This is a genomic window from Halopelagius fulvigenes, assembly GCF_055398025.1.
Genome location: NZ_AP043846.1, coordinates 2485362 through 2507365, shown reverse-complemented (window position 1 = coordinate 2507365; position 22004 = coordinate 2485362). Strand labels below are relative to the sequence as shown.

The 22004-nt window shown below is 66.6% G+C and carries 20 protein-coding genes; 12 read left to right on the top strand and 8 right to left on the bottom strand.

Features of this window, described 5'->3' with window-relative positions; all coding sequences use genetic code 11:
* Positions 1–66: 66 nt before the first annotated feature.
* Positions 67–1005, bottom strand: coding sequence for a DUF5794 domain-containing protein (locus ACZ522_RS17740; RefSeq protein WP_379696569.1), 939 nt, complete (start codon positions 1003–1005; stop codon positions 67–69).
* Between the two features lie 6 nt (positions 1006–1011).
* Complete coding sequence (locus ACZ522_RS17735) at positions 1012–1227, bottom strand: DUF8099 family protein (RefSeq protein ID WP_379696572.1); 216 nt, start codon at positions 1225–1227, stop codon at positions 1012–1014.
* Between the two features lie 330 nt (positions 1228–1557).
* Here ACZ522_RS17735 and guaB point away from each other — a divergent pair, with 330 nt between their 5' ends.
* From guaB to ACZ522_RS17720, 3 genes are all read left to right on the top strand, one after another.
* Entirely contained in the window at positions 1558–3063 is a 1506-nt protein-coding gene (gene guaB, locus ACZ522_RS17730; protein WP_379696575.1) for an IMP dehydrogenase, read from the top strand.
* Positions 3064–3250: 187 nt separating this feature from the next.
* Positions 3251–4324, top strand: a complete 1074-nt coding sequence (locus ACZ522_RS17725; protein ID WP_379696577.1) for a TrmB family transcriptional regulator — start codon at positions 3251–3253, stop codon at positions 4322–4324.
* A gap of 200 nt (positions 4325–4524) precedes the next feature.
* Positions 4525–5121 (top strand): HalX domain-containing protein, encoded by a 597-nt coding sequence (locus ACZ522_RS17720; RefSeq protein ID WP_379696580.1) that lies wholly within the window; start codon positions 4525–4527, stop codon positions 5119–5121.
* 234 nt (positions 5122–5355) lie between these two features.
* Here the strand turns inward: ACZ522_RS17720 and ACZ522_RS17715 are convergent, their stop codons facing one another.
* Positions 5356–6138 carry a DUF7504 family protein gene (locus tag ACZ522_RS17715; protein WP_379696583.1) on the bottom strand — a complete coding sequence of 261 codons (783 nt, stop codon included), beginning with the start codon at positions 6136–6138 and terminating at the stop codon, positions 5356–5358.
* Positions 6139–6265: 127 nt separating this feature from the next.
* Between ACZ522_RS17715 and ACZ522_RS17710 the strand changes: the two genes are divergently transcribed.
* Together ACZ522_RS17710 and ACZ522_RS17705 are read left to right on the top strand one after the other, a co-directional pair.
* Positions 6266–7744 carry a sensor histidine kinase gene (locus ACZ522_RS17710; protein WP_379696586.1) on the top strand — a complete coding sequence of 493 codons (1479 nt, stop codon included), beginning with the start codon at positions 6266–6268 and terminating at the stop codon, positions 7742–7744.
* 69 nt (positions 7745–7813) lie between these two features.
* On the top strand, positions 7814–8281 hold the full coding sequence (locus ACZ522_RS17705) for a response regulator (protein ID WP_379696588.1): 468 nt from the start codon (positions 7814–7816) through the stop codon (positions 8279–8281).
* Positions 8282–8415: 134 nt separating this feature from the next.
* On the opposite strand, the gene ACZ522_RS17700 is transcribed toward ACZ522_RS17705, so the two are convergent.
* The 3 genes from ACZ522_RS17700 to ACZ522_RS17690 all read right to left on the bottom strand — a co-directional run bounded on the left by ACZ522_RS17700 (position 8416) and on the right by ACZ522_RS17690 (position 10800).
* Entirely contained in the window at positions 8416–9579 is a 1164-nt protein-coding gene (locus ACZ522_RS17700; protein ID WP_379696591.1) for a pyridoxal phosphate-dependent aminotransferase, read from the bottom strand.
* Positions 9576–10064, bottom strand: a complete 489-nt coding sequence (locus tag ACZ522_RS17695) for an Lrp/AsnC family transcriptional regulator (protein WP_379696593.1) — start codon at positions 10062–10064, stop codon at positions 9576–9578. The genes ACZ522_RS17700 and ACZ522_RS17695 overlap by 4 nt, the downstream gene beginning before the upstream one ends.
* Positions 10065–10359: 295 nt before the next feature.
* The gene (locus tag ACZ522_RS17690; RefSeq protein WP_379696596.1) at positions 10360–10800 is read right to left on the bottom strand and encodes an ester cyclase; all 441 of its coding nucleotides are present in this window, start codon (positions 10798–10800) and stop codon (positions 10360–10362) included.
* Between the two features lie 146 nt (positions 10801–10946).
* On the opposite strand from ACZ522_RS17690, the gene ACZ522_RS17685 reads away from it, so the two are divergent.
* Complete coding sequence (locus ACZ522_RS17685; RefSeq protein WP_464391788.1) at positions 10947–11549, top strand: helix-turn-helix domain-containing protein; 603 nt, start codon at positions 10947–10949, stop codon at positions 11547–11549.
* 279 nt (positions 11550–11828) lie between these two features.
* Positions 11829–13235, top strand: coding sequence for an arylsulfotransferase family protein (locus ACZ522_RS17680; RefSeq protein ID WP_379696602.1), 1407 nt, complete (start codon positions 11829–11831; stop codon positions 13233–13235).
* Positions 13236–13271: 36 nt separating this feature from the next.
* Here the strand turns inward: ACZ522_RS17680 and ACZ522_RS17675 are convergent, their stop codons facing one another.
* Entirely contained in the window at positions 13272–13718 is a 447-nt protein-coding gene (locus ACZ522_RS17675; RefSeq protein ID WP_379699857.1) for a methylated-DNA--[protein]-cysteine S-methyltransferase, read from the bottom strand.
* 233 nt (positions 13719–13951) lie between these two features.
* Complete coding sequence (locus tag ACZ522_RS17670) at positions 13952–14923, bottom strand: orotate phosphoribosyltransferase (protein WP_379696605.1); 972 nt, start codon at positions 14921–14923, stop codon at positions 13952–13954.
* Between the two features lie 314 nt (positions 14924–15237).
* Here ACZ522_RS17670 and ACZ522_RS17665 point away from each other — a divergent pair, with 314 nt between their 5' ends.
* Genes ACZ522_RS17665 through ACZ522_RS17645 form a run of 5 tightly spaced genes read left to right on the top strand, consistent with a single transcriptional unit; the run spans position 15238 to position 22003 of the window.
* On the top strand, positions 15238–17031 hold the full coding sequence (locus ACZ522_RS17665; protein ID WP_379696608.1) for a DUF7408 domain-containing protein: 1794 nt from the start codon (positions 15238–15240) through the stop codon (positions 17029–17031).
* Positions 17031–19469: a VWA domain-containing protein gene (locus ACZ522_RS17660; RefSeq protein WP_464391787.1), complete on the top strand. Its 2439-nt coding sequence runs from the start codon at positions 17031–17033 to the stop codon at positions 19467–19469. The genes ACZ522_RS17665 and ACZ522_RS17660 overlap by 1 nt, the downstream gene beginning before the upstream one ends.
* On the top strand, positions 19466–20092 hold the full coding sequence (locus tag ACZ522_RS17655; RefSeq protein ID WP_379696613.1) for a hypothetical protein: 627 nt from the start codon (positions 19466–19468) through the stop codon (positions 20090–20092). The genes ACZ522_RS17660 and ACZ522_RS17655 overlap by 4 nt, the downstream gene beginning before the upstream one ends.
* Complete coding sequence (locus tag ACZ522_RS17650) at positions 20092–21066, top strand: DUF7502 family protein (protein ID WP_379696616.1); 975 nt, start codon at positions 20092–20094, stop codon at positions 21064–21066. The genes ACZ522_RS17655 and ACZ522_RS17650 overlap by 1 nt, the downstream gene beginning before the upstream one ends.
* Positions 21056–22003 (top strand): AAA family ATPase, encoded by a 948-nt coding sequence (locus tag ACZ522_RS17645; RefSeq protein WP_379696619.1) that lies wholly within the window; start codon positions 21056–21058, stop codon positions 22001–22003. The genes ACZ522_RS17650 and ACZ522_RS17645 overlap by 11 nt, the downstream gene beginning before the upstream one ends.
* Position 22004 lies beyond the last annotated feature (1 nt).

The following is a 22004-nucleotide window of genomic DNA, read 5'->3' as shown; positions in this document are numbered from 1 at the left end:
CCAAAAGAGTGCGTCGGCGGCGGTCGGTCGAAGCGGCGTCGGCCGGGGAGGACGAGTCGCCCCGCCTCAGAGCCACGGCGCGCGCGACTCGTCCTCGCCGGGGTAGCCGTACCCGGCGTCGGAGTCCGGGTCGGCGTCGTCGTCAGATTCCATCTGACTGGCCGCCGAGGGAACCTCGGCGACGTCGTCGGACTCGGCGGAGGCGGGCGAGGGGCTAGAGTCGCCGCCGTCCGCGAATGCGGCGCTGGATGCGCTCGGTTCGGCGGCGTCGGACTCGGCGTTCGGGTCGAAGGCAAACAGGGCCGTGACGGCCAACACGCCCAGCGCGATGGGTCGGTCCGTCGGGAGGAGACCCAACACGTCGATGGCGAGCATGCCGAGTGCGACCGAACTGCCGAAGCGGAAGCGGTCGATGTCCACGGCCCCGCGGAGGCGCGGCGCGAACAGGGCGACGAGGAGGGCGAAGCCGACGCCCGTCCCGGCCGCCGCGGCGGCGTGCAGTACCGTCGTCACGTTCGGGTCGACGATGAGGCGCGCGCCCGAGGGCTCGAAACTCGCCACGAGGCCGAGTCCGATGATGATGCTCGGCGAGGGCAGGTACTCGCCCACCTTCGAGGACGCCGTCTTCGCGGCGACGGCGAGGATGACCAGTCCCGCGAAGCGGTGGAACACCTCGAACGCCAACAGCGTCCGCAACGTCTCCGCGAACACCGCCTCCACGCCCGCGATGGGGATGATGAACGCCCCGATGAGGAGCACGGAGGTGATCTGTTCGCGGCGGGTGCCTTCCATCTCGGCGAGGATGACCGCCACCGTGGCGGACCCCCCGAAGATGAGCAGTCCCGTCTCCAGGATGCTCGCCGGACTACTCAGCGCACCCGCGATGATGAGCGCGGGGAAGATACCGTCTACGAGGGGCAGAGCCATGACCGTCGCCAGCAGACGCGTGGCTCCGCCCACATGCTGTTCTAAGCGGAGGGCGACCGGATGTCGTGAGACGCTCATGCCAATCTAGCGGCCGTCACCATCGGCCAAATGGCGATACGAACGCAAACCGGACGAGACGTCGTCGCGTCCGGCGAGTCCGCGCACTCCGAGGTGGTCGAGATTCGGGAGGAGTTTATTCCCGAATTTAAATGTTCGCCACATCGCTGTAATAAAGAGGCTGCCGGAGTCGACGATTTCCTGACCGGCGATGCGCGATGCGGCGGGACACTCGGAGTCCATACCTGAAATCAATCGCACGAAAGTATTAAACGTTGTGTGGGAAAGGGCAACACGGTACAGTATACCTTCACCGTCAGTACTTAAACGACGGCTACGTTCTTTCGGCGATTCAGAGCGAAGTTGACGAATCGTCAGAATCGAGTGCCGCATCGGGCGAATTTTGCACGAACGTTCACCCGGTACCGAGCGTCGGATCGCTCGCGCGGAGTCCCGTCCCTTCGAAGAGGTCGAATAGCACTATCGTGTATAGGGCGTCGGGTTTACTTGCCAACGTTCTGCACAGGCGTGCCATCTCGGAACTCTTTTGTCGCAGGACTATGGACGATTTACATGGCGAACGACGTTCCCGAGCGAGAGTCTTTCTCAGAGAAACTGCAGGTGCCGGAGGCGCTGACGTTCGACGACGTGCTACTCAGACCCGCCGAGAGCCGCGTCGAACCCGACGACGCGGACGTGTCCACGCGCGTCTCGAAAAACGTCGAACTCAACGTCCCCGTCCTCTCGGCGGCGATGGACACCGTCACGGAGAGCGGGATGGCCATCGGGATGGCCCGCGAGGGCGGTCTCGGCGTCCTCCACCGGAACATGGACGTAGAGCGCATGGTCGCGGAGATAGAGCGAGTCAAGCGCGCGGACGAACTCGTCATCCGGCGGGACAACGTCGTCACCGCCAACCCCGACCAGACCATAAGCGAGGTAGACGAGATGATGGAACACCGCGGCGTCTCGGGCGCGCCCGTCGTCGACGACGAGGACACCGTCCTCGGCATCATCTCCGGGACGGACATCCGTCCGTACCTCGAAGTCGGCGAGTCCGACGAGGTGCGCGAGGCGATGACCGACGAGGTCATCACCGCGCCGCGCGACGTCACCGCCCGCGAAGCGCTCGAACTCATGTACGACCACAAGATAGAGCGCGTCCCCATCGTCGACGACGACAAGCGCCTCGTCGGACTCGTGACGATGCAGAGCATCCTCCAGCGCCGCGAGCACGAGAACGCCGCGCGCGACGAGGGCGGCCGCCTCCGCGTCGGCGTCGCGGTCGGTCCGTTCGAGATGGACCGCGCCACCGCCGCGGACGAGGCCGGCGCGGACGTCCTCTTCATCGACTGCGCGCACGCGCACAACCTCAACGTCCTCGACAGCGCCCGCGACATCAAGGAGTCCGTCGAGGCCGACGTCGTCGTCGGCAACATCGGCACGCGCGAGGCGGCGGAGGCCTGCGTGGACTTCGCGGACGGCCTGAAGGTCGGCATCGGCCCCGGGTCCATCTGCACCACGCGCGTCGTCACCGGCGCGGGCATGCCCCAGATTACGGCGGTGGCGCAGGTGGCGGACGTCGCCGCCGAGCGGGACGTCCCCGTCATCGCGGACGGCGGCATCCGCTACTCCGGCGACGCCATCAAGGCCATCGCCGCGGGCGCGGACGCGGTGATGCTCGGGTCCTACTTCGCGGGCACCCACGAGGCGCCCGGCCGCGTCATCACGATGAACGGGAAGAAGTACAAGCAGTACCGCGGCATGGGCTCGGTCGGCGCGATGAAGTCCGGCGGCGGCGACCGGTACCTCAAGGACGTCGACGAGGACAAAGAAGAGGAGTTCGTCCCCGAGGGCGTTGAGGCGGCGACGCCGTACAAGGGGACGCTCGCGTCGGAGCTTCACCAACTCGTCGGCGGGATGCGCTCCGGGATGGGCTACGTCGGTTCGGAGACGATCCCGGAGTTCAAGCGCGAATCCCGGTTCGTCCGCGTCTCCAGTGCGGGCCAGACCGAGGGTCACCCCCACGACGTGATGATAACCGACGAAGCGCCGAACTACAGCCCGCAGGGCGAGTAACCGACTCGCTCTCGGCCTCGTCCGCGTTCGGTCGGACCCGCCGACTCGTCCGACCGGTCCGACGCCCGCGCCGCGAACCGGCCGCGATCCGTTCTCCGCTCTTTCGCCCGAACCGTCGAGGTACTACCCCGGATGTGGTTCGTTCCCAAAGGTTATTGATTAATCAGTCTGGATACACGCCAGTACGATGGACTCAACGGAGTTGCGGGACGCGCTCGAAGACGCTGGGCTCTCGCAGTATCAGGCGGAGGCGTACACGACGCTCCTCCAACTCGGCACCGCGAGCGCGACCGAGGTGGCGGACTCGTGTGCGGTTCCGACCGCGCGTATCTACGACGTACTCCGCGATTTAGAGACGAAAGGGTACATAGAGACGTACGAACAGGAGAGCCTGCAAGCGCGGGCGTGCGACCCCTCCGTCGTCCTCGACGACCTCAGGGGCCGGGCGTCGATGCTCGAGGAGGCGGCCGACGAGATAGAGGAGCGGTGGGACGAACCGGAGGTGGACCAGCACAAACTGAGCATCGTCAAGCGCTTCGAGACGGTGATACAGCGCGCGGCGTCGCTCATCCGGGACGCCGAGAACGAGGTGCAGTTCGCCGCGACGCCGGAGCAGTACGAGACGTTGAAACCGGCGCTGCGGGAAGCGCTCTCGAACGGCGTCATCGTGAAGGCGACGCTCTACGCCGACTCGGCCGAGACGCTCGACGGCGCGGAGTTCGACGGTACCGCCACCGAGGTGCGGCACCGAACCCTCCCGACGCCGTTCGTCGTCCTCATCGACCGCACCGGGACGTGCTTCGCTCCGCACTCGCACTCGCTCAACGAGTACGGCGTCCTCGTGGACGACTACACGCTCACGTACGTCTTCCACTGGTACTTCCAGACGTGCCTCTGGGAGGTGTGGGAGGAGGTGTACAGCGTCCGCCCGGCGGACCCGCCCTTGGTCTACTCGGACCTCCGGCGGTGCATCCGCGAGATCGAGCCGTTTCTGGCCGACGGGGCCGAGATCACTGCCCGCGTGAGCGGGTTCGAGACGGAGACCGGCGACGCCGTCGAAGTCGAGGGCCGAATCGTCGGCGTGAACTACGCCGGCGCGGGCGAGACGGAGGGGTCGCCGCCTCTCTCGCAACTCGCCGGTCGGGTGTGTTTCACCGTCGAGACGAGCGACGGCGGCGAACGGTACACCGTCGGCGGGTGGGGTGCCGTCCTCGAAGACGTGGAGGCGACGCGGATCACCGTCCTCGAACGCTCCGCGTGACGGTTCGTCCCCCGAGAGTCGTCGCCCGCCGTTCGTTCCATGCCGGAACCTATACCAACAGGTAGACTCCTTTGAGTGGTATTGGTGAGAAATCGATTGTCCTCCAACCCGCTCACCCGGCCCGGAATAAGGGGTATATTGATATGCCCCCGCGAAACATTCGGTGACGTGAGTGTTCTCGGAACACCACGAAGATACACATGAGTGCTGACCAGCCACTCGTGCTCATCGTCGAAGATGAGCCGGACCTTGCCGATCTGTACGCAACATGGCTCAAAGACGAGTATCGAGTCCGCGTCGCCTACGGTGGCCGCGAAGCGCTCGAAGCACTCGACGAAGCCGTAGACGTGGTGCTCTTAGACCGCCGAATGCCGGACCTCTCGGGCGACGAAGCGCTGGCGGAGATACGGAACCGCGGTTTCGAATGCCGCGTCGCCATGGTGACCGCCGTCGAACCCGACTTCGACATCGTCGCCATGGGATTCGACGACTACCTCGTAAAGCCCGTCTCGAAGGAAGCGCTCGAAGGGACCGTCTCGAACCTCCTCTTGCGCAACGCCTACGACGACGGCGTGAAGGAACTGTTCTCGCTCGCCTCGAAGAAGGCGCTCCTCGAATCCGAGAAGGACGCCACCTCCCTGGAGAGCAGCGACGAGTACAACGAACTCGACGGCCGCCTCCGGGAACTCAGGTCCGAACTCGACGAGGCGCTTCAGAATCTCGACGACGAACGCGACATCGCTGCCGTCTACCGCGACCTCGGCTCCGACGTCAAGTTCGAAGACCCCGACGAGTAACTTCTGCGCGTCTCGTGCATTCGCCGACCGCAGACCGCCGACCACCGACAGCCGAGGCCCGCCTCCGCGCGTCTCCCTCATCGCTCCTCGGTCGTTCGGAACGAGAGCTGGAGGTGACCGTTCGGACGCTTGGGCGTCGTCCCCGATCCGGCTCGACCGCCGAACTGGTCCATTGTCTACGCTGTCTTCGTTCTCGACTAAAAGCGTATGGGTGACAGTACCGCGAAGTGGCACTCAGTCGATCGATAGCCACTCCGAGGAGATGTCCGCGTCGCGGAAGTGCCACCGTTGGGCGAGTTCGTGGCCGTCGAGGCGGAGTTCGACCGTGGCGTCGAACAGCGGTTCGAAGAGGCGAACCGTCTCGGCGCGTCGGTCCTGCGGGAGCCGAAAGTGGGCCATCCCGCCGACCGACCGGACGTTGTTCCCGAGGACGTGGACGAACCGGAACACCGTCTCGCGGTCGTACTCGGAGAGAAGCGTCGGGAGGCAGTCGAACGCCACGCGAAGCTCCGCCGGGGCGAGTCCGGACGCGATGCCGTCGAACTGGTCTATCGTCCTCGCTATCTGCAGTCCGAGGTCGATTATCTCTCCGTCGACGACTTCCGCGAGGGGGTCTCGACCGTCGGCGGTCGCCCGACCGTCGCCGTGGACGTTCGCCGCGTCGAGTCCGACCGGACCGTCGGGGGCGGAGACGGCGGCGTCGCCTTCCGCGACCGCCGCGTGCCGCGCGTGCGACTCGTACCGGACGATGCGCGTCCACTCGGGCGTCCGCCGGGAGACGCCTTCGAGCCGCCGGTCCCTGTGCGAGACGCCCGCCATCGGCGCCACGAGGAGACGGCGACGGGGAGAGGCGTCGCCGTCGCCGAGCATCTTGGCGGACATCGTCGCGTACACTTCCTCGGGAACCGAACCGACGACGAGCAACGTGCTCCCGCGCGTCTTGAGTTCGTCGAGCGCACACGCGAAACTCGTCACGCCGTCGGAGGACTCGGCGTCGGTTCCGCCTCCCTGAACCATTCAGATTGAGACACGACACCGCGTTAAATAATACTTTGCGTGTTCGAGCAGTTAACGACGGGAGAGCGGTATCGAACCGGTATTGACTGCGACGAATACTTAATCTCGTGGCGTCTGAGAGACTGCGATGGATAAACAGGCGGCGAGTCACTCACACCGAGGGGGCCGCGACGGAGGCGTCGAGGACGCCGAACCCGTCCGAATGGAGAGCGGACTGGAGGCGCTTCGGTCGAGCCCGGAGTTTCGAGGACCCGTCGAACCGCTCGAAGACTTAGACGCGAACCAACACATCGCGCTGTTCTACGAGTCCCGGGAGGAGCAGTTCGCGGCCATGGTCCCGTTCGTCCGACAGGGGTTATCGCGGGGTGAGCGAGTCATGTACGTCATCTACGAACCGACCGAGGCCGACGTCCTCGAAGCGATGCGCGACGGCGGCATCGACGTGGACGCCGCCCTCTCCTCCGGTGCGCTGAGTTTCCACACCCTAGAGGAGACGTACCTCCGCACCGGCACGTTCGACCCCGACGACATGCTCTCCGTCTACCGCGACGCCCTGGAGAAGGCGAAGGCGGACTACTCCGGTTTCCGCGTGACCGCGGACACGAACTGGATACTCGACGAACGGACGGAGATTCCGGACTTCATGGAGTACGAGAGCCGGGTGAACCGCCTGTTCGAGGGCGAAGACTGCATCGCCATCTGTCAGTACGACTTAGGAACCATCCCCGCGGAGATTCTCAGAGACGTCGTTCGGACCCACCCGCACCTCATCTACGACGGGACGCTCTGTCACAACTTCTACTACACGCCGCCCGAGGAGTACTTCGAACCCGACGAACCGGCGCGGGAAGTCGAGCGAATGCTCGGAACGCTGGTGGACCGGACCAAAGCGAAGGTGACCCTCGCCGAGACTATCGAGGAGTTAGAGGAGTCGAACGAACGGCTCAAGCGGTTCGCCTACGTCGCCTCCCACGACCTACAGGAACCGTTGCGGATGATTTCGAGCTACCTCCGACTGCTGGAGAGGCGGCGCGCGGACGAACTCGACAGGGAGGCGCGAGAGTACATCGACTTCGCCGTCGACGGCGCCGACCGGATGCGCGAGATGGTCGAGGGGTTGCTCTCGTACTCCCGAATCGACATGCACGACCCCGCCTTCGAACCGGTCGACTGCAACGCCGTTCTCGAGGACGCGTTGAACGACCTGCGGATACGGGTCGAAGAGAGCGACGCGGTCGTCTCCGCGGGCGAACTGCCGACGGTCGTCGGCGACGCCAACCAACTGGAACAGGTGTTCTCGAACCTCATCTCGAACGCCATCAAGTACAGCGACGAACCCCCGCGCGTGGACGTCACGGCCGAGAGGCGGGGCGACCGGTGCGTGTTCTCCGTCGCGGACGAGGGGATTGGTATCGACTCGGAGTACCTCGACCAGATATTCGAGATTTTCAACCGACTGCACTCGAACGAGGAGTACCGCGGAACGGGTATCGGCCTCACTCTCTGTCGGAAGATAGTCAACCACCACGGCGGGGACATCTGGGTCGATTCCGAACCGGGCGAGGGGACGACGTTCTACTTCACCCTTCCGACGGAGAGAGCCTAACACGTTTAGAGGGGAGTTTATACGGTAAGGAACGCTACTGGCCCACAGCCCCGACCGAGTGGTGAACCCGTGAGTCGAAACCCCAATCCCGGAGACGAACCCCTGCGAGTGCTCGTCGTAGAGGACAATCCCGGGGACGTGTGGTTAATCGAGGAAGCGTTCGAGGGACTCGACGTCGAGAACTCGGTGACGTTCCTCACCGACGGAGAGGACGCACTGGACTTCCTCCTTCGACGCCTCGGGGGCGACGCGGGGGGCCTCGACCTCGCGATTTTGGACCTGAACGTGCCCAAAATCGACGGGAGAACCATCCTCGAGAGGATAGCGAGCGATTCGGACCTGCACTCGACGTCCGTCGTCGTCTTCTCGGGGTCGCGGTCGCCCGACGACATCCGCGAGACGTACGAGTTAGGGGCGGAAGGCTACTTCGTCAAACCGGCCGACCCCGACCGGTTCATCGAGACGGTTCGGACCATCGGGGAGTCGGCCGCCGACGCGGGGCGACTCCCCCCGGGTGAGTTTCGCAAACTCGTGTAGGCGTTTTCTCCGCATCAGAGACGTTCTACCCAGAAATCGGGTGCCGCGGGTCCGAACCGTCGAGTCGTGGGGCGGGCGGTCGCGGAGTCGAAGAGATAGCGGCGACCGGCCGAATCCGTATCGCGGGGGAGAGTTTATCGCTCCGCCTCGGCCTCGACGAACGCCTCGATTCGGTTCAACGCCTCCTTGAGTTCGGCCATCCCGGTGGCGTAGGAGACGCGGAGGTGTCCGCGTCCGCCCTCGCCGAAGGCGCTTCCGGGGACGAGAGCGACGTTCTGCGCCTGGAGGAGCTCCTCCGCGAACGCTTCGTCGTCCTCCCATCCGGGCGGACACTCGGGGAAGACGTAGAACGCGCCCTTCGCCTCGAAGCAGTCCATCCCGATGTCGTTGAACCGCGAGATGACGTACCGCCGCCGCCTGTCGTAGGCGCGCCGCATCTCCTCGACTTCGTCCTCGCAGGAGTCGAGGGCTTCGAGGGCGGCGTACTGCGCCGTCGTCGGCGCCGACAGCATCGTGTACTGGTGGATGCGGTTCATCGCGTCGATGACGTCGGCGGGGCCGAGTGCGTACCCGAGGCGCAGGCCGGTCATGGCGTACGCCTTCGAGAACCCGTTGAACACCACGGTTCGGTCCCGCATCTCCGGTAACGTGGCGATGGAGACGTGTTCGTCCTCGTAGCGGAGGGCGGCGTAAATCTCGTCCGAGAGGACGAACAGGTCGTGTTCGCGGGCGAACGCCGCCACGTCGGCGAGTTGCCGTTCGGTCATCACCGCGCCGGTGGGGTTGTTCGGGTAACAGAGCACCAGTACGTCGGCGTCCGCCGCGCCCGCGCGGTCTAGGTCCTCGTACGTGAGAGCGAAGTCGTTCTCGACGGACGTCGGCACTGGGAGGGCGTTCCCCCCGGCGAACGTCACCGTCGGCACGTACGAGATGTACGAGGGTTGGGGGACGGCGACGGTGTCGCCGGGGTCCACCAACGCCCGCATCGCCAGGTCGACGGCTTCGCTCGCGCCCGCGGTGACGAGTATCTCCTCGTCGGGGTCGTACTCTAACCCGTACGCCGTCGCGCGGTCAGCGATGGCCTCGCGGAGTTCGCGCATCCCCCGGTTCGCGGTGTAGGAGGTCCGACCGCGTTCCAGCGAATCGATGGCGGCGGTCCGGGCCGCCCACGGGGCGGAGAAGTCGGGTTCGCCGACGCCGAGGGAGATGACGTCGTCCATCTCCTCGGCCAACTCGAAGAACCGACGGATGCCCGACGGCGGCGTCTCGCGGGCACGCGCGGAGAGGCGATCGGTCATGGCGAGAACGACAACCGGTCGTCTTCGTCGCCGTCGCCGAGTTCGACGCCCCGTTCCTTGTACGTCTCCATGACGAAGTGGGTCACCGTCTGGGTGACCTCCGGAACGGGGGCTATCTGCTCGGAGACGAAGTTCGAGACGTCCTGCATCGAGTCGCCGACCACGTCCACGGCGAAGTCGTAGTCGCCGGAGACCAGACGGAGCGACGCGACTTCGGGGAACTTGCCGATTCGACGGGCAATCTCCTCGTACCCCGTCTCCCGGTCGAGTTCGACGTTCAGTTCGACCTCGGCCTGCACGTACTCCTCGTCGACGCGGTCCCAATCGACGATGGCCTGATAGCCGCGGATGACGCCCTCCTCCTCTAGCTCCTCGACGAGTGCTTCGACCTCCGCCGCTTCGAGTCCGGTCTGTCGCGCGAGGTCGTCGACGCTCTCGCGAGCGTTGCGAAGCAACAGGTCGAGTAGTTCCCGCTTCTCGTCCATACGGCAGTGGTTGCAGTCCCCGTTGATAGGGTTTACCCAACCGCGCGATCGACTCGCATCGGGTCCATGAATCGTATGCGGCGATACAGAAATTCCCGTTCGGCTATACGTAGCCCCGGAGGACGCGTTAATTTCGACACCGATCTCGACTTCGTCGGGGACGCGCTGACCGTTACCTGTTCCTCCGAAAACGGCTCCGACAGAATGCGGCATGCGTGAGCGAACCGCAGGTTCGACGGTCCAGACGGACCGTCGGTTGCCCGTCACCGAACGGGGGAGTTCGCATCAGCGTTCGTCATCGGGGAGGGAAGTCGACGACGCCCAGTTGCCGGAGCAGCGTCAGATTGTCCGAGAGGAACCATCGCTCGGCGATCAGTCCGTCTTCGATACGGAAGAACGCCATCTGTTGGACTTCCATCTCGTTTCCCGTGGGTTCGATGCCCCAGAGGACTCCCTCGTGCGTTCCCCGACTCGTGATGTGGAGAGCGACCAGGTCCCCGCGAACGACGCTGCGTTCGACTGTTTGGCTGACGTCGGGGAACGCCGAGAGAAACGACTCGTAGGACTCACGAATCGCCTCTACCCCCTTCTCGGATCCGAAGGGGTTGTGATCGACGGCGTTCGGCGCGTACAGGTCGTCGAGCGAGTCGAGGCCGCCGTCACCGAAGACCTCCTCCGGGATTCGACGGGCGGTGCGCTCGTTCTCCCGTTCCCGAGGAGTGAGCAAGTCGGTCATTTTCGGCCCTTCCCCCGGCGAGTCGGCGAATCGATCGTTGAGCGGTGTTTCATTTCGACCACGACGGAAGGAGGCCACCGAGCAGCGTATGCTTGGCCAGAAACACGTTGCGTCTTTTAAGTACCCCGGCGGGGTACCTCCCGTCGATGCCACACCTGAAACTCGAACTGAACGGAGAGGCGGTCGGAGGGTGGCTCGCGGAGCTCTCGACGGAGTTTCCCGACGACGAGTTTCGGCTCCTGGCGACGCAACTCCGCGACGAAGGCGCGCTTGTCACGCTCGAAGTTCGGACATCCGACGGTGGCGACGTCGTCCGCGAATTCGAAACGACACCCGAGGTGACAGAGATCGAACTCCTCCACACGGATCCGCAGGTCGTACTGCTCCAGTTTCTAACCGGAAGTTCGAAGGCGTACGATCCGCTCTACGAGTCCGGTTGTATCTCCATCTATCCGACGATCCTCCGAAACGGGTGGTTTTCCGTACACGTCGTCGCCGGTCACGAGAGCCTGTCCGCTTACCTTGCGGAGCTGGCGGCGGCGAAAATCCCGTATCGGGTGCGCTCTCTCACCAACTCTCACGAGACCGCCGCGGTACTGACGACCCGACAGCGGGAGTTCGTCGAGACTGCCGTCGAACGGGGGTTCTACGACGACCCCAGAACGTGTACGCTCACCGAACTCGCAGAGACGCTCGGCATCCACAAATCCGCAGCCAGTAGACTCGACACCGTGCGGAAAGTCGGCTGATCACCCACTCTCTCGCCGACGCTGTCCGCTAGGACCGCCAATGGGAGGCCACCTCGACGCATATTCCGGCTCGTCGAACGACTCCTCAGAGCGAGTAGACCGTTCGATACCGGGAATACGGGGCGTCGTTCCTCGAACCCGACGGACGGGTTCATCGCCGAACGGCATCTCGGCGATGGACGGGTGACGTTCGTTCTCCTGCGCCACACCTACCGAGCCCGGACAGCCGGCGGCGGCGAACGGAATACACTTTGCGCGGGCGGTCAACTTCTCTCTCACATGCCTCGGCTGTCTTTCGCTCCGCGTTGGGTTCTGCGGGCGATTCTCGCGCTCGTCGTCGTCGGTTCGCTGGTGGCCGGTGCCGCACTCACGGCCGCGTACGAACCGCCGGAGGTACAGACCGGAACGGTCGAAAGCGCCGCGAACGGGACGACGTACGTCGCCGTCCAAGGCTTCCACTTCCAAGGACAGGGAGGAGAGAAGAAGCCGGCGCGCCTCATCGCGTTGGACCCGAACGCCCAGCCCAAGTGGATATACAACGGGACGAAACGCGGCGCGAGTTGGTTCTACAACGTGGACCCCCTCCCGAACGGGAACCTCCTCGTCGTCAACACCGCCCCCGGGGAGACGATGGTGTACGAACTGAATCCGAAGACGAAGGAACGGGTCTGGCAACAGAACTTCAGCATCGAGGACACCCACGACGTGGACATGATAAACGGCGACCAACTGCTGGTCGCGAACATGCGCAACACCGCCGAGAACGGGACGAGTAACGACCGCCTGTTCATCTACGACCTCTCGGAGGACGAGATCGTCTGGGAGTGGTACTTCAAGAACCACTACCCGAAGAACACGGACGGCGGGATGAGCGAGGACTGGTCGCACGTCAACGACGTGGACAAGATAGGCGAGGGCGAGTACCTCGCCTCCCCGCGGAACTTCGACCAGGTCATCGTCGTCAACCGGTCGACGAAGAACATCACGACGCGACTCGGTTCGGACGACAACCACAGCGTCATCTACGAACAGCACGACCCGCAGTATCTGGAGACCGAGAACGGGACGCCGACGATACTCGTCGCCGACAGCGAGAACGACCGGGTCGTCGAGTACAGTTGCACGGAGCGAACCGACGGAGAGTGTAACTGGGAACGCGTCTGGTCCGTCGGGAAGGGACAACTCAACTGGCCGCGGGACGCCGACCGCCTGCCGAACGGCAACACCCTCATCGTCGATTCGCTGGGGCACCGCGTCATCGAGGTGACGCCGCAGGGCGAAATCGTCTGGGAGGCGTACACGCCGTGGGCGCCGTTCGACGTCGAACGCCCCGCCCACGGGAACGAGGCCGGCGGGCCGACGATGCTCGACCAGAACGTCTCGGGATCGTACAACCTCTCCGGAAGCGCGGGCGAGACGCCCGGCACGGGCGACGGCGCGTCGACGTTCCCCGACCGGTTGACGGCGACGTTCGGCGGGACGCCGGTGGAGGGCCCCGCGACCGACCTCGCACACACGTGGGAGGGCGTCTCCCAGTGGATAAAGCCGGTGTGGATGGCCCCGTGGACGCTGGTGTCGCTCTCCGTCGCCCTCGTCGTCGGCCTCCTCTGGGCCGTCGCCGAACTCCTCTATCAGCGTCGGCGCGTTGTCGTCGGCGTCCGCCGCGGCGTCCAACACCTCCGATAAACGGCTTCTCGGCGGCGACGCGCCGCCGCGCACCCATCAGTCGAACGCCCCGAGATTCGTCTGTCGCCCGCCCGCGGCCGTGCCCGCATCCGCGCCCTCGGCCGCGCCTTCGGCGACCAACAGTCGTCGCTTCAGGTCCGGGCCGCCGTCGGCGGAGAACCCGCCGAGGGAGTCGGCTCCGACGACGCGGTGACAGGGGACGACGAGAGGTATCGGGTTGCGACCACACGCCTGCCCGACGGCGACGGGACTCGTGTCGAGTTCCGCCGCGATATCGCCGTACGTTCGCGTCTCGCCGTAGGGGACGGCCGCCATCGCGCGCATCACCCGCCCGTCGAAGGAGTCGGGGTAGGCGACGCGCAGGTCGAACACCGTCCGGTCGCCGCGTTCGTACTCCGTCACCTGCGCCTCGACGGCGGCGGGCGACGCATCCACGTGCGATTCGTCGAGTTCCACCGGAAATCCGAATATCGAAACCTGCACGGTGTCTATCCGGTGGACGCCCGTCGGGATATCTCTACCCATCCGACGCGTCTCCGCCTTACTCCGGCGTCTCTGTCGCGAGTACCGTACGTCGTCCGCGAGGATAGTAGCCTCGTCGCGCGGCCGGCGGGCGGTAGGGGGTCGATCCGCCTACGCCGAACCGCGTCCGTCTCCGCTCGCGTTCCGTCGTCCGATGCAGTCGGACCCCCTCCGAGTGCGGTGACGACCGAGAATCACCGCTTGAGACCGTGGTATCCCCGAGAGAGGAGGTACTTGCTCGCCGTCGCGATGAAGCCGACGGGGTTCTCCACCAGGCGCGAGAGGTAGTCGTTCCCCTTCCGGTAGGTCCGTTGGATCCGGCCCGGTTGCATCATCTCGTTGCTCCCGTAGCAGAACACCGGCTTCTTCGTCCAGTCGCATATCTTCGCCGCCTGTCGTTCGGAGCTCTCGATGAACAGGGTCGCGCCGGTCGATTCGTACACCTCGGCTTTGTACTCTGCGTGGTTCCCTCGCTCCTGCCGCGTCTCTTTGTCCGGCAGGTCCATCATCACGAGTTCGTCGTACTCGACGCCGTGTTCGTCCAACCACGCCTCCGTCTCCTCGCGGTACTTCTCCAACCGGCAGGTGACGAGCCACCCGATTCGCTGGTTCGGAATCGTCTTCGATTCGACGGTCGAGAGGAACTCCCGGTATCGCTCGCCGTCGTCGTTCTCCTCGGTCGTCGGGTCCCGACAGAGCACGCCGTCGATGTCGACGCAGGCGTTCTTCAGCGTCGGGTGGTGCATCAGGTTCCACTCGAACACCCGCGGCATCGGGACCACCTCACTCCAGTAATCGACGTACTCGTGTCCGCTGGTGGAGATGTACACCGCGCCGTACCGGACGTCGAACGGCAGGTCGGCCCCGTCGAGGCGTCGCCGCGTCTCCCGCATCTGCGCCCCCGAGTTGACCGAGTCGTCCATGACCAGAACGGTATCGACGCCGTCGAGCGACGGCGAGTCGTCGTGTCGGTTCCCCGTCTCGAACACCGTTCCCTCGCAGAGGCCCGCGACGTCCGTCATCGGCACGTCGAGGTGGAGACAGAGGAGTTCGGCCGCCAACATCCCGCTTCTCGGAATCCCGGCAACGAGGTCGATATCCGACGGCAGATCCTGCGCTAACTGTCGTGCGTCGTCGTTGAGTTCCGAGACACTCCGATATCTCATTCTCTTTTTATTACCATATATGAAGATAAAGAAATGATGGCCGTAACGTCTTGTTAACGGATAGGTATCAGACCTCCGCGCGGTGAAACGGTCGGAGCGACGGGGACCGTCTCTCTCCGCCGAGAACCGCCCTCCGGCCCGATACCTTCGTTTACGTGCCGAATAACCGATCGGCAGCGACCGCCGGTTCGCGCTCCGCTCCGCTCGGCGGTCACCAACTGGTATACGTTCGGCCGAACGTCGTACCGGCGTGACGGTTCTCCGAGAGCGACTGTGGAAAAGATCCATTAGGGGGGACGACGCGTACACGGTCGATGGCCCTCTCCGACGTTTTTCTCACCCCCGCGGGACTCGCCGCCCTCCTCCTGGCGGTCCCCATCGTCGTCCTGTACCTCGTCCGCCCGGACCCCCGCAGGGTGGAACTCCCGACGTTCCGCTTTCTCGCGGAGGACCGGCGCGAAGACGCGTCGAACCCCCTGTTCGAGCGACTCCAACGGAGCGTGCTGTTGCTCCTCCAACTGCTCGTCGTCCTCCTCGTCGCGACGGCGCTTGCGACGCCGTACGTCCCCGTCTCGGAGCGTTCGACCGTCGAGGAGACGGTGCTCGTCGTGGACGCGAGCGCCAGCATGGGCGTCCAGTCCGACGGCACCACCCGGTTCGCCCGCGCCGTCTCCGCCGCCCGACGGGAGGTGACCGGAACCACCTCCGTCGTCGTCAGCGACGGGCAGAGCACCGTCGCCCTCCGGCGGGGCGATCCCGGCGAGGCGCGGACCGTCCTCGACGACCTGTCGGTCACTGAGTCGCCGGGCGACCTCCGGTCGGCTATCTCGACGGCGACTGCCGTCGCCGGGTCGGACGCCCGAATCGTCGTCGCGAGCGACTTCGCCGACGACGGCCCGTGGCGCGACGCCGTCCGCGTCGCCCGCAGTCGCGGACTCACCGTGGACCTCCGCCAGTTCGCCGCGGGCGGCAGCGACAACGTCGGCATCGTGGACCGGTCGTTCTCCGGCGGGCAGGTGACCGTCTCGGTGAAGAACTACGGCGACGGGGAGGCGACGAGAACCGTCGCCCTCGGCGGCGAACGGCGGTCCGTGACGCTCTCCGGCGGCGACGTTCGCTCGGTCACCCTCCCCGTCCCCGCCGGCGGCGGCGAACTCCGACTCTCGCCGGGCGACTCCTTCGCCGCGGACGACGCCTCGTACGTCGCCGCGCCGGACGACGCCACGATAGAGGTGTTGGTGCTGACGAACGACGAGAACACGTACCTGACGACGGCGCTTTCGGTCGTAGACGCCGTCGAACTCACGGTGGATAACCCGCCGACGACCGTCGAGGGGAACTACGACGTCATCGTCTACAGCAACGTCGAGAGCGACAGGCTACTGGCCGGAAACGTCGAGGCGGGGCGCGAACTCCTCGCCGACGGCGGCGGCGTGGCGGTTCAGGCCCAAGAGTCAATGCCCGGCAAGTACGGCGACCTGTCGTTGGTGAACCCCGACGGGGTGCGCTCGAACCCGACGCTCGGGCAACCCGACGACGACGCCCTGACGCGCGGCATCTCGTTCCCGCCGCCGGAGTCGTACGTGAACGGAACGCTCCGCGACGGGCGGGCACTCGTCTCCACCACCGAGGGGACGCCGATCGTCGCCACGGCGCGGCGCGGCGAGGGGCGACTCCTCTACTACGGCTACATCGAGAAGCGCTCTGCGTTCAAGTACGACTACCAGTACCCGGTATTCTGGAAGCGCGCGATATACCACCTCGCCGGGCGACCCCCCCTGAGCCAACTGAACGCGGAGACGGGCGACAGGCTCCAGTTCGGCAACGGCACACGGGTGAAGACGCCCGACGGCGCCGTGACGGCGTCGTCGGTTCGGTTGGACGACGCGGGGTTCTACGAGGCGGACGGCGCGCGGTACAGCGCGTCGCTCCTCAGCGAATCGGAGTCGAACGTCGTCGCCGACGACGTGGAGTCGTCCGAGACGGGCGTCGTCGCGCGCGAGGAGTCCAGAACCGTCCCGAACCCGCTCGACCACTGGGCGGCGTTGGCCGCCCTCGTCGGGGTGCTCGGAGAAGTCGCCTACCTCCGCCGCCGGGGTGACCTCTGATGTCGCCCGGACTCCCCGTTTCGACGGCCCCGCAGGCGTCCTTCGAGCTCCCGACGGGCCTCTCGGCGGGCGCGGAGCGGCCGCTTCTCCTCCTCGCACTCCCCGTCTGCGCCCTGCTGCTTTGGGCGCTCGTCTGGCGCGGCGCGACGGGAACCGCCTCCGAGCGAAGCAGGCGGTGGTTCTTCGCGACGCGCCTCCTCGTCGTCGCCCTCGTCGTCCTCGCCGCCGCCGGACCGTACACCGTCGCCTCGCGGGAGACGTCCGGCGACCCGCGGGTGACTGTGCTCGCGGACCGATCCGACAGCACGGCCGTCTCGCCGCGGGTGACGGACCGACTGACGAACGACATCAAGGGCGCGGGCGTGCCCGTGACGGCGACGACCATCGGGAGCGGCGACGCCTCGCCCGTCGGCGACGCCGTCGCGGCCAACCTCCGGGAGAACGGCAGCGTCGTCCTCGTCAGCGACGGCCGCGTGACCGAGGGCCGCAGTCTCGCCGAGGTGGCGGAACTCGCGCGTTCGCTGAACGCAACCGTCTCCGTCGTCTCGCCGCAACCGACGGACCGAGAGCGGTACGTCGCGCTCAACGGCCCCTCGAAGACGAGCGTCGGCGTCGAGAACGAGTTTCTCGCGAGCGTCGACGGCGTCCGCGCGGACGCCCCGACGACGGTCACCGTCTCCGTGGACGGCGAACGGGTGGCCGAGCGGACGGTGCAGAACGGCACCGGCGCGTTCGAGTTCGACCACACGTTCGACAGCACCGGCACGCACCGCGTCACCGCGCGAATCGAGGGCGCGGACGACGTGTACCCGCAGAACGACGTGTTCCGAAAGACCGTTCGCGTCGTGGAGAAGCCGACGATTCTGTACGTCTCGCCCGGCGACTACCCGTTCCGGCAGTACCTGAGTGAGGTGTACGACGTGGAGACGGCGTCGTCGGTGCCCGAGGACCTCTCGCCGTACCACGCCGTCGTCCTGCAGGACGTTCCGGCCGAGGGCGTCGGCAACGTCGCCGAGGGAACCTCGGCGGGCGGCCGAGCTTCGCCCGGCAACGTGGACGCCCTACAGGAGTTCGTCATCGACGGGAACGGCCTCCTCGTCGTCGGCGGGCGCAACTCCTTCGAGAACGGCGGCTACGAGGGGTCGTCGCTGGCGTCGATGCTCCCCGTCTCGACGGGCGAGGGGGCGAGTCGGAGCACGAACCTCGTCTTCGCCATCGACGTCTCCGGAAGCGCGGAGAGCGGGATGCGCGTCCAGAAGGCGGTCACCCTCTCGGTCCTCGACCAACTCGGCGACGAGAACCGCGTCGGCATCGTCGGCTTCAACCACAACGCGTACGCGGTGGCTCCGATCCAGTCGCTGGGGAGCAACCGGGCGTCGCTGGAAGACAGGGTGCGGCGACTGCAAAGCGGCGGCGCGACGGACATCGCGGCCGGTCTGCGCGGCGCGGGCGAGATGCTCGGCGAGGATCCCGGGACGGTGATTCTCGTCAGCGACGGCCACGACAAGGTCGGCCCGCCGTCGGCCGTCGCCCAACGACTCCGCGCCCGCGGCGTCCGCGTCATCGCCGTCGGCGCGGGGAAGAACCCCGACGAGGAGAAGCTCCGGACCATCGCGCAGTCCGGCGGCGGCAACTACTTCCGCGCGACGGAGACGAACCGTCTCCGCATCCTGTTCGGCGGGAGCAAGCAGTACGAGGGGTCCGGCCTCACCGTCGTGGACCCCGACTCGTTCGTCACGTCCGGCGTCGAACTCACGGCGAACCCGGGCGAGGTCAACGACGTGTCGGTGCGCCGCGGCGCGGACTTCCTCGTCGCCGCCGACGACGGGACCCCCGCCGTCGCGACGTGGCGGTACGGCCTCGGGCGGGTCGGAACGATCACCGCCTACGGGCCGGACGGAACGCTCGACGGCCTGCTGAGCCGGCCGGACTCGCTTCTGTTGACGAAATCGACGAACTACGTCGTCGGCGACCCGGAGCGAAAGGCGACGGGCGTCGCGGCCATCTCCGACACGCGCGTCGGGTCGCCGACGACGGTGACGGTCCGCGGCGAGGAGCGACCGACCGCCGAGGGCGCGCAGTTCAGACAGGTCAGCGAGGGGCGCTACGAGGCGAGCGTCACGCCGGACGAGGCAGGCTACCACGACGTGCTGTCGGCGACGTACGCCGCCAACTACCGCGCCGAGTACGCCGGATTCGGCCCCGACCCGGCGTTAGAGAGCCTCGCGACGGGGACCGGCGGGAAGGTGTTCCGACCCTCGGAGGGCGCGCGGATAGCCGAGTTCGCCCGCGAGCAGTCCACCCGCGTCCGCCCGGTTCGACAGGACTGGACGTGGGTTGCGCTCCTCCTCGCCGCCCTCCTGTTCGCCGCAGAGGTCGTTTACCGGCGGGTTAAAGTCCGCCGCAGCGGAACGACGGCTGAAGGAGGATTGACATGAGCTTCATCGGTCGCCCGCTGAACGTCGCGTTGGTCGCCGTCGTCTGTCTGCTGTTGACCGGAACGGTCGGCGCGACGATGTTCTACCAGTCGTCGGCGGGCGGTCTCGAACGGGAGAACGAGCAGTTACGCGAACGCAACGCGGAGTTACGGAGCGAGCTGTCGGCGGCCAGGGAGAACGTCAGCGCCCTCAGACAGCGAGTCAACGAGTTGAACCGGAGCCTCTCGCAGACGCGCGGCGACGTGGGACAGGTGGCGAAGAAACTCGAACGGACCGAGGAGATGCTCAACGCGACGGAGGAGGAACTGGCGAACACCGAGTCGGAGCTCCAACGGAAGAGAGAGCAGCTGAACGAGGCGCGGTCGAACCTCGAAGACGCCCGCGAGCGCATCTCCGAGCTCGAAACGGAGGCCGAGACGCTGCGGGCGGAGAACGCGGAACTCGAAGACGAGGTGACCGACCTCGAACGCGACAACCGCCGGCTGAACGAGACGGTGACCCGGTTGGAGACGGAGGTGACGACGCTCGAAGCCGAGAACGAGCGGTTGGCGTCGGACCTCGACACCGTCTGCCGGCAGTGGAACGAGTCCGAGCAGGGGCCGAAACCCGAGGAGTGCCCCTGATGTCGGGCGAGTCCGACGCGGACCCCGAGTTCGAGGGTGACTCCGGGTTCGGGCCGACGGTGACGGACGACGAACCCGCAGGCGGTTCGGAGTCGTCCGCCGCCCGAATGGCCGCCGCACTCGCGGAGGTCCGCGGCGAGGCGCGGAAGGTGGCCGTCGTGTACGCCGCCGTCGACGCGGCGTTCCTCGCCCTCCTGACGAACCTCCTCTTCCGCGTCTTCCGCCCTGCAGCCCTCCCCGAGGCGGTGTCTCTCCCCGCGGCCCTCGCCGGCGGCGTCCCCGCGTCGCTCCCGTTCCCGTCGGTGCTGGGCGTCGCAATCGGCGTCGTCGCCTTCGGCGGCGAGTACGCCCTCCGCGCCCGGAGACCGCTGGTCGAACAGTTCGAGGCGGCGAACCCCGCGGTGAACGAGGCGCTTCGGACCGCGAGAGACGCGTTGGACGACGGCGCGAACACGGAGATGGCCCGCCGCCTCTACGAGGACGTGTTGGACCGCCTCCGCGACGCGTCGAGCGTCGAACTCGTCGGCACCCGGCGCGTCGTGACGACGACGCTCCTCGTCGTTCTTCTCAGCGTCGCGAGCGTCCACGTCGCCGTCGTAGACCTCGACCTGACGGATTCGGTCGTCGGCGTCGGCGGCGACGACTCCACGGACGGCGAACAACGGCCGGACGACGCCAGCGCCGACGACCCGACGGACCTGCGGGACGGCGACCGGATACTCGGCGACGCGGAGGACGTGTCGGCGGGGGACGAGGCGGTGACCGCGACGCTCGAAGGCACCGGCGGCGGAAGCGGTTCCGGCGGCGGCGCGGGGTCGCCCGCCTCCTACGATAGCGGCGGGTTCTCCGGCGACGCGGTGGAGAGCCAACGGGCCGGGTTCGCGCCCGACGAACAGCTCGAAGATGCGGAGCTCATCCGCGAGTACAACCTCCAGATACGAGACGACAGAGACGACGAAGACAATGAATCCTGACGACGACATCGACAGACTACAGGCGAAACTCTCCCGCGTCCGCAGCGAAATCGGCAAGCGCATCGTCGGCCAGTCGGACGTGGTCGAACGACTCCTCGTCTGCGTCCTCGCGGACGGGAACGCCCTCCTCGAATCGAACCCCGGCCTCGGGAAGACGACGCTCGTTCGCACCGTCGCGGAGGTGACGGACCTCTCCTTCTCGCGCGTACAGAACACGCCCGACCTGATGCCCTCCGACATCACGGGCACCGAGATAATCCGCGAGTCCGAGCGGGGCCGGGAGTTCGTCTTCGAGAAGGGGCCGGTGTTCGCGAACCTCGTCCTCGCCGACGAGATAAACCGCGCGACACCGAAGACGCAGGCCGCCCTGCTGGAAGCGATGCAGGAGAGACAGGTGACCGCGGCGGGGGACACCTACGAGCTCCCGAGCCCGTTTTTCATCCTCGCGACGCAGAACCCCATCGACCAGGGCGGGACGTACCCGCTTCCGGAGGCCCAGACCGACCGCTTCCTGATGAAGATACTCGTCGATTACCCCTCGTTCGACGAGGAGAGCGAGATAGTGAACCGCTACGCGACGGGCGCGGCGAGTCCGAACGTCGAACGCGTCCTGAGCCGAGACGAACTCCTCCGGGCGCAGACGCTCGCCCGGCAGGTTCCCGTCGCCGACGATATCCGCGACAGGGCCGTCGAACTCGTCCGCGCGACCAGAACCGCGGACGACATCGAGTACGGCGCGAGTCCCCGCGCGAGCATGTCGTTGATCCTCGCGGCGAAGGCGCGGGCGTTCCTCGCCGGGCGGTCGCACGTGAGTTGGGAGGACGTCCGGGAGATGGCCCCGCCCGTCATCAGACACCGTATCGTCGTCGATTTCCGCGCCGAACGCGAGGGCGTCACGCCCGACGAGGCGGTGAACGCGTTGCTCGCGGACGTCTGAC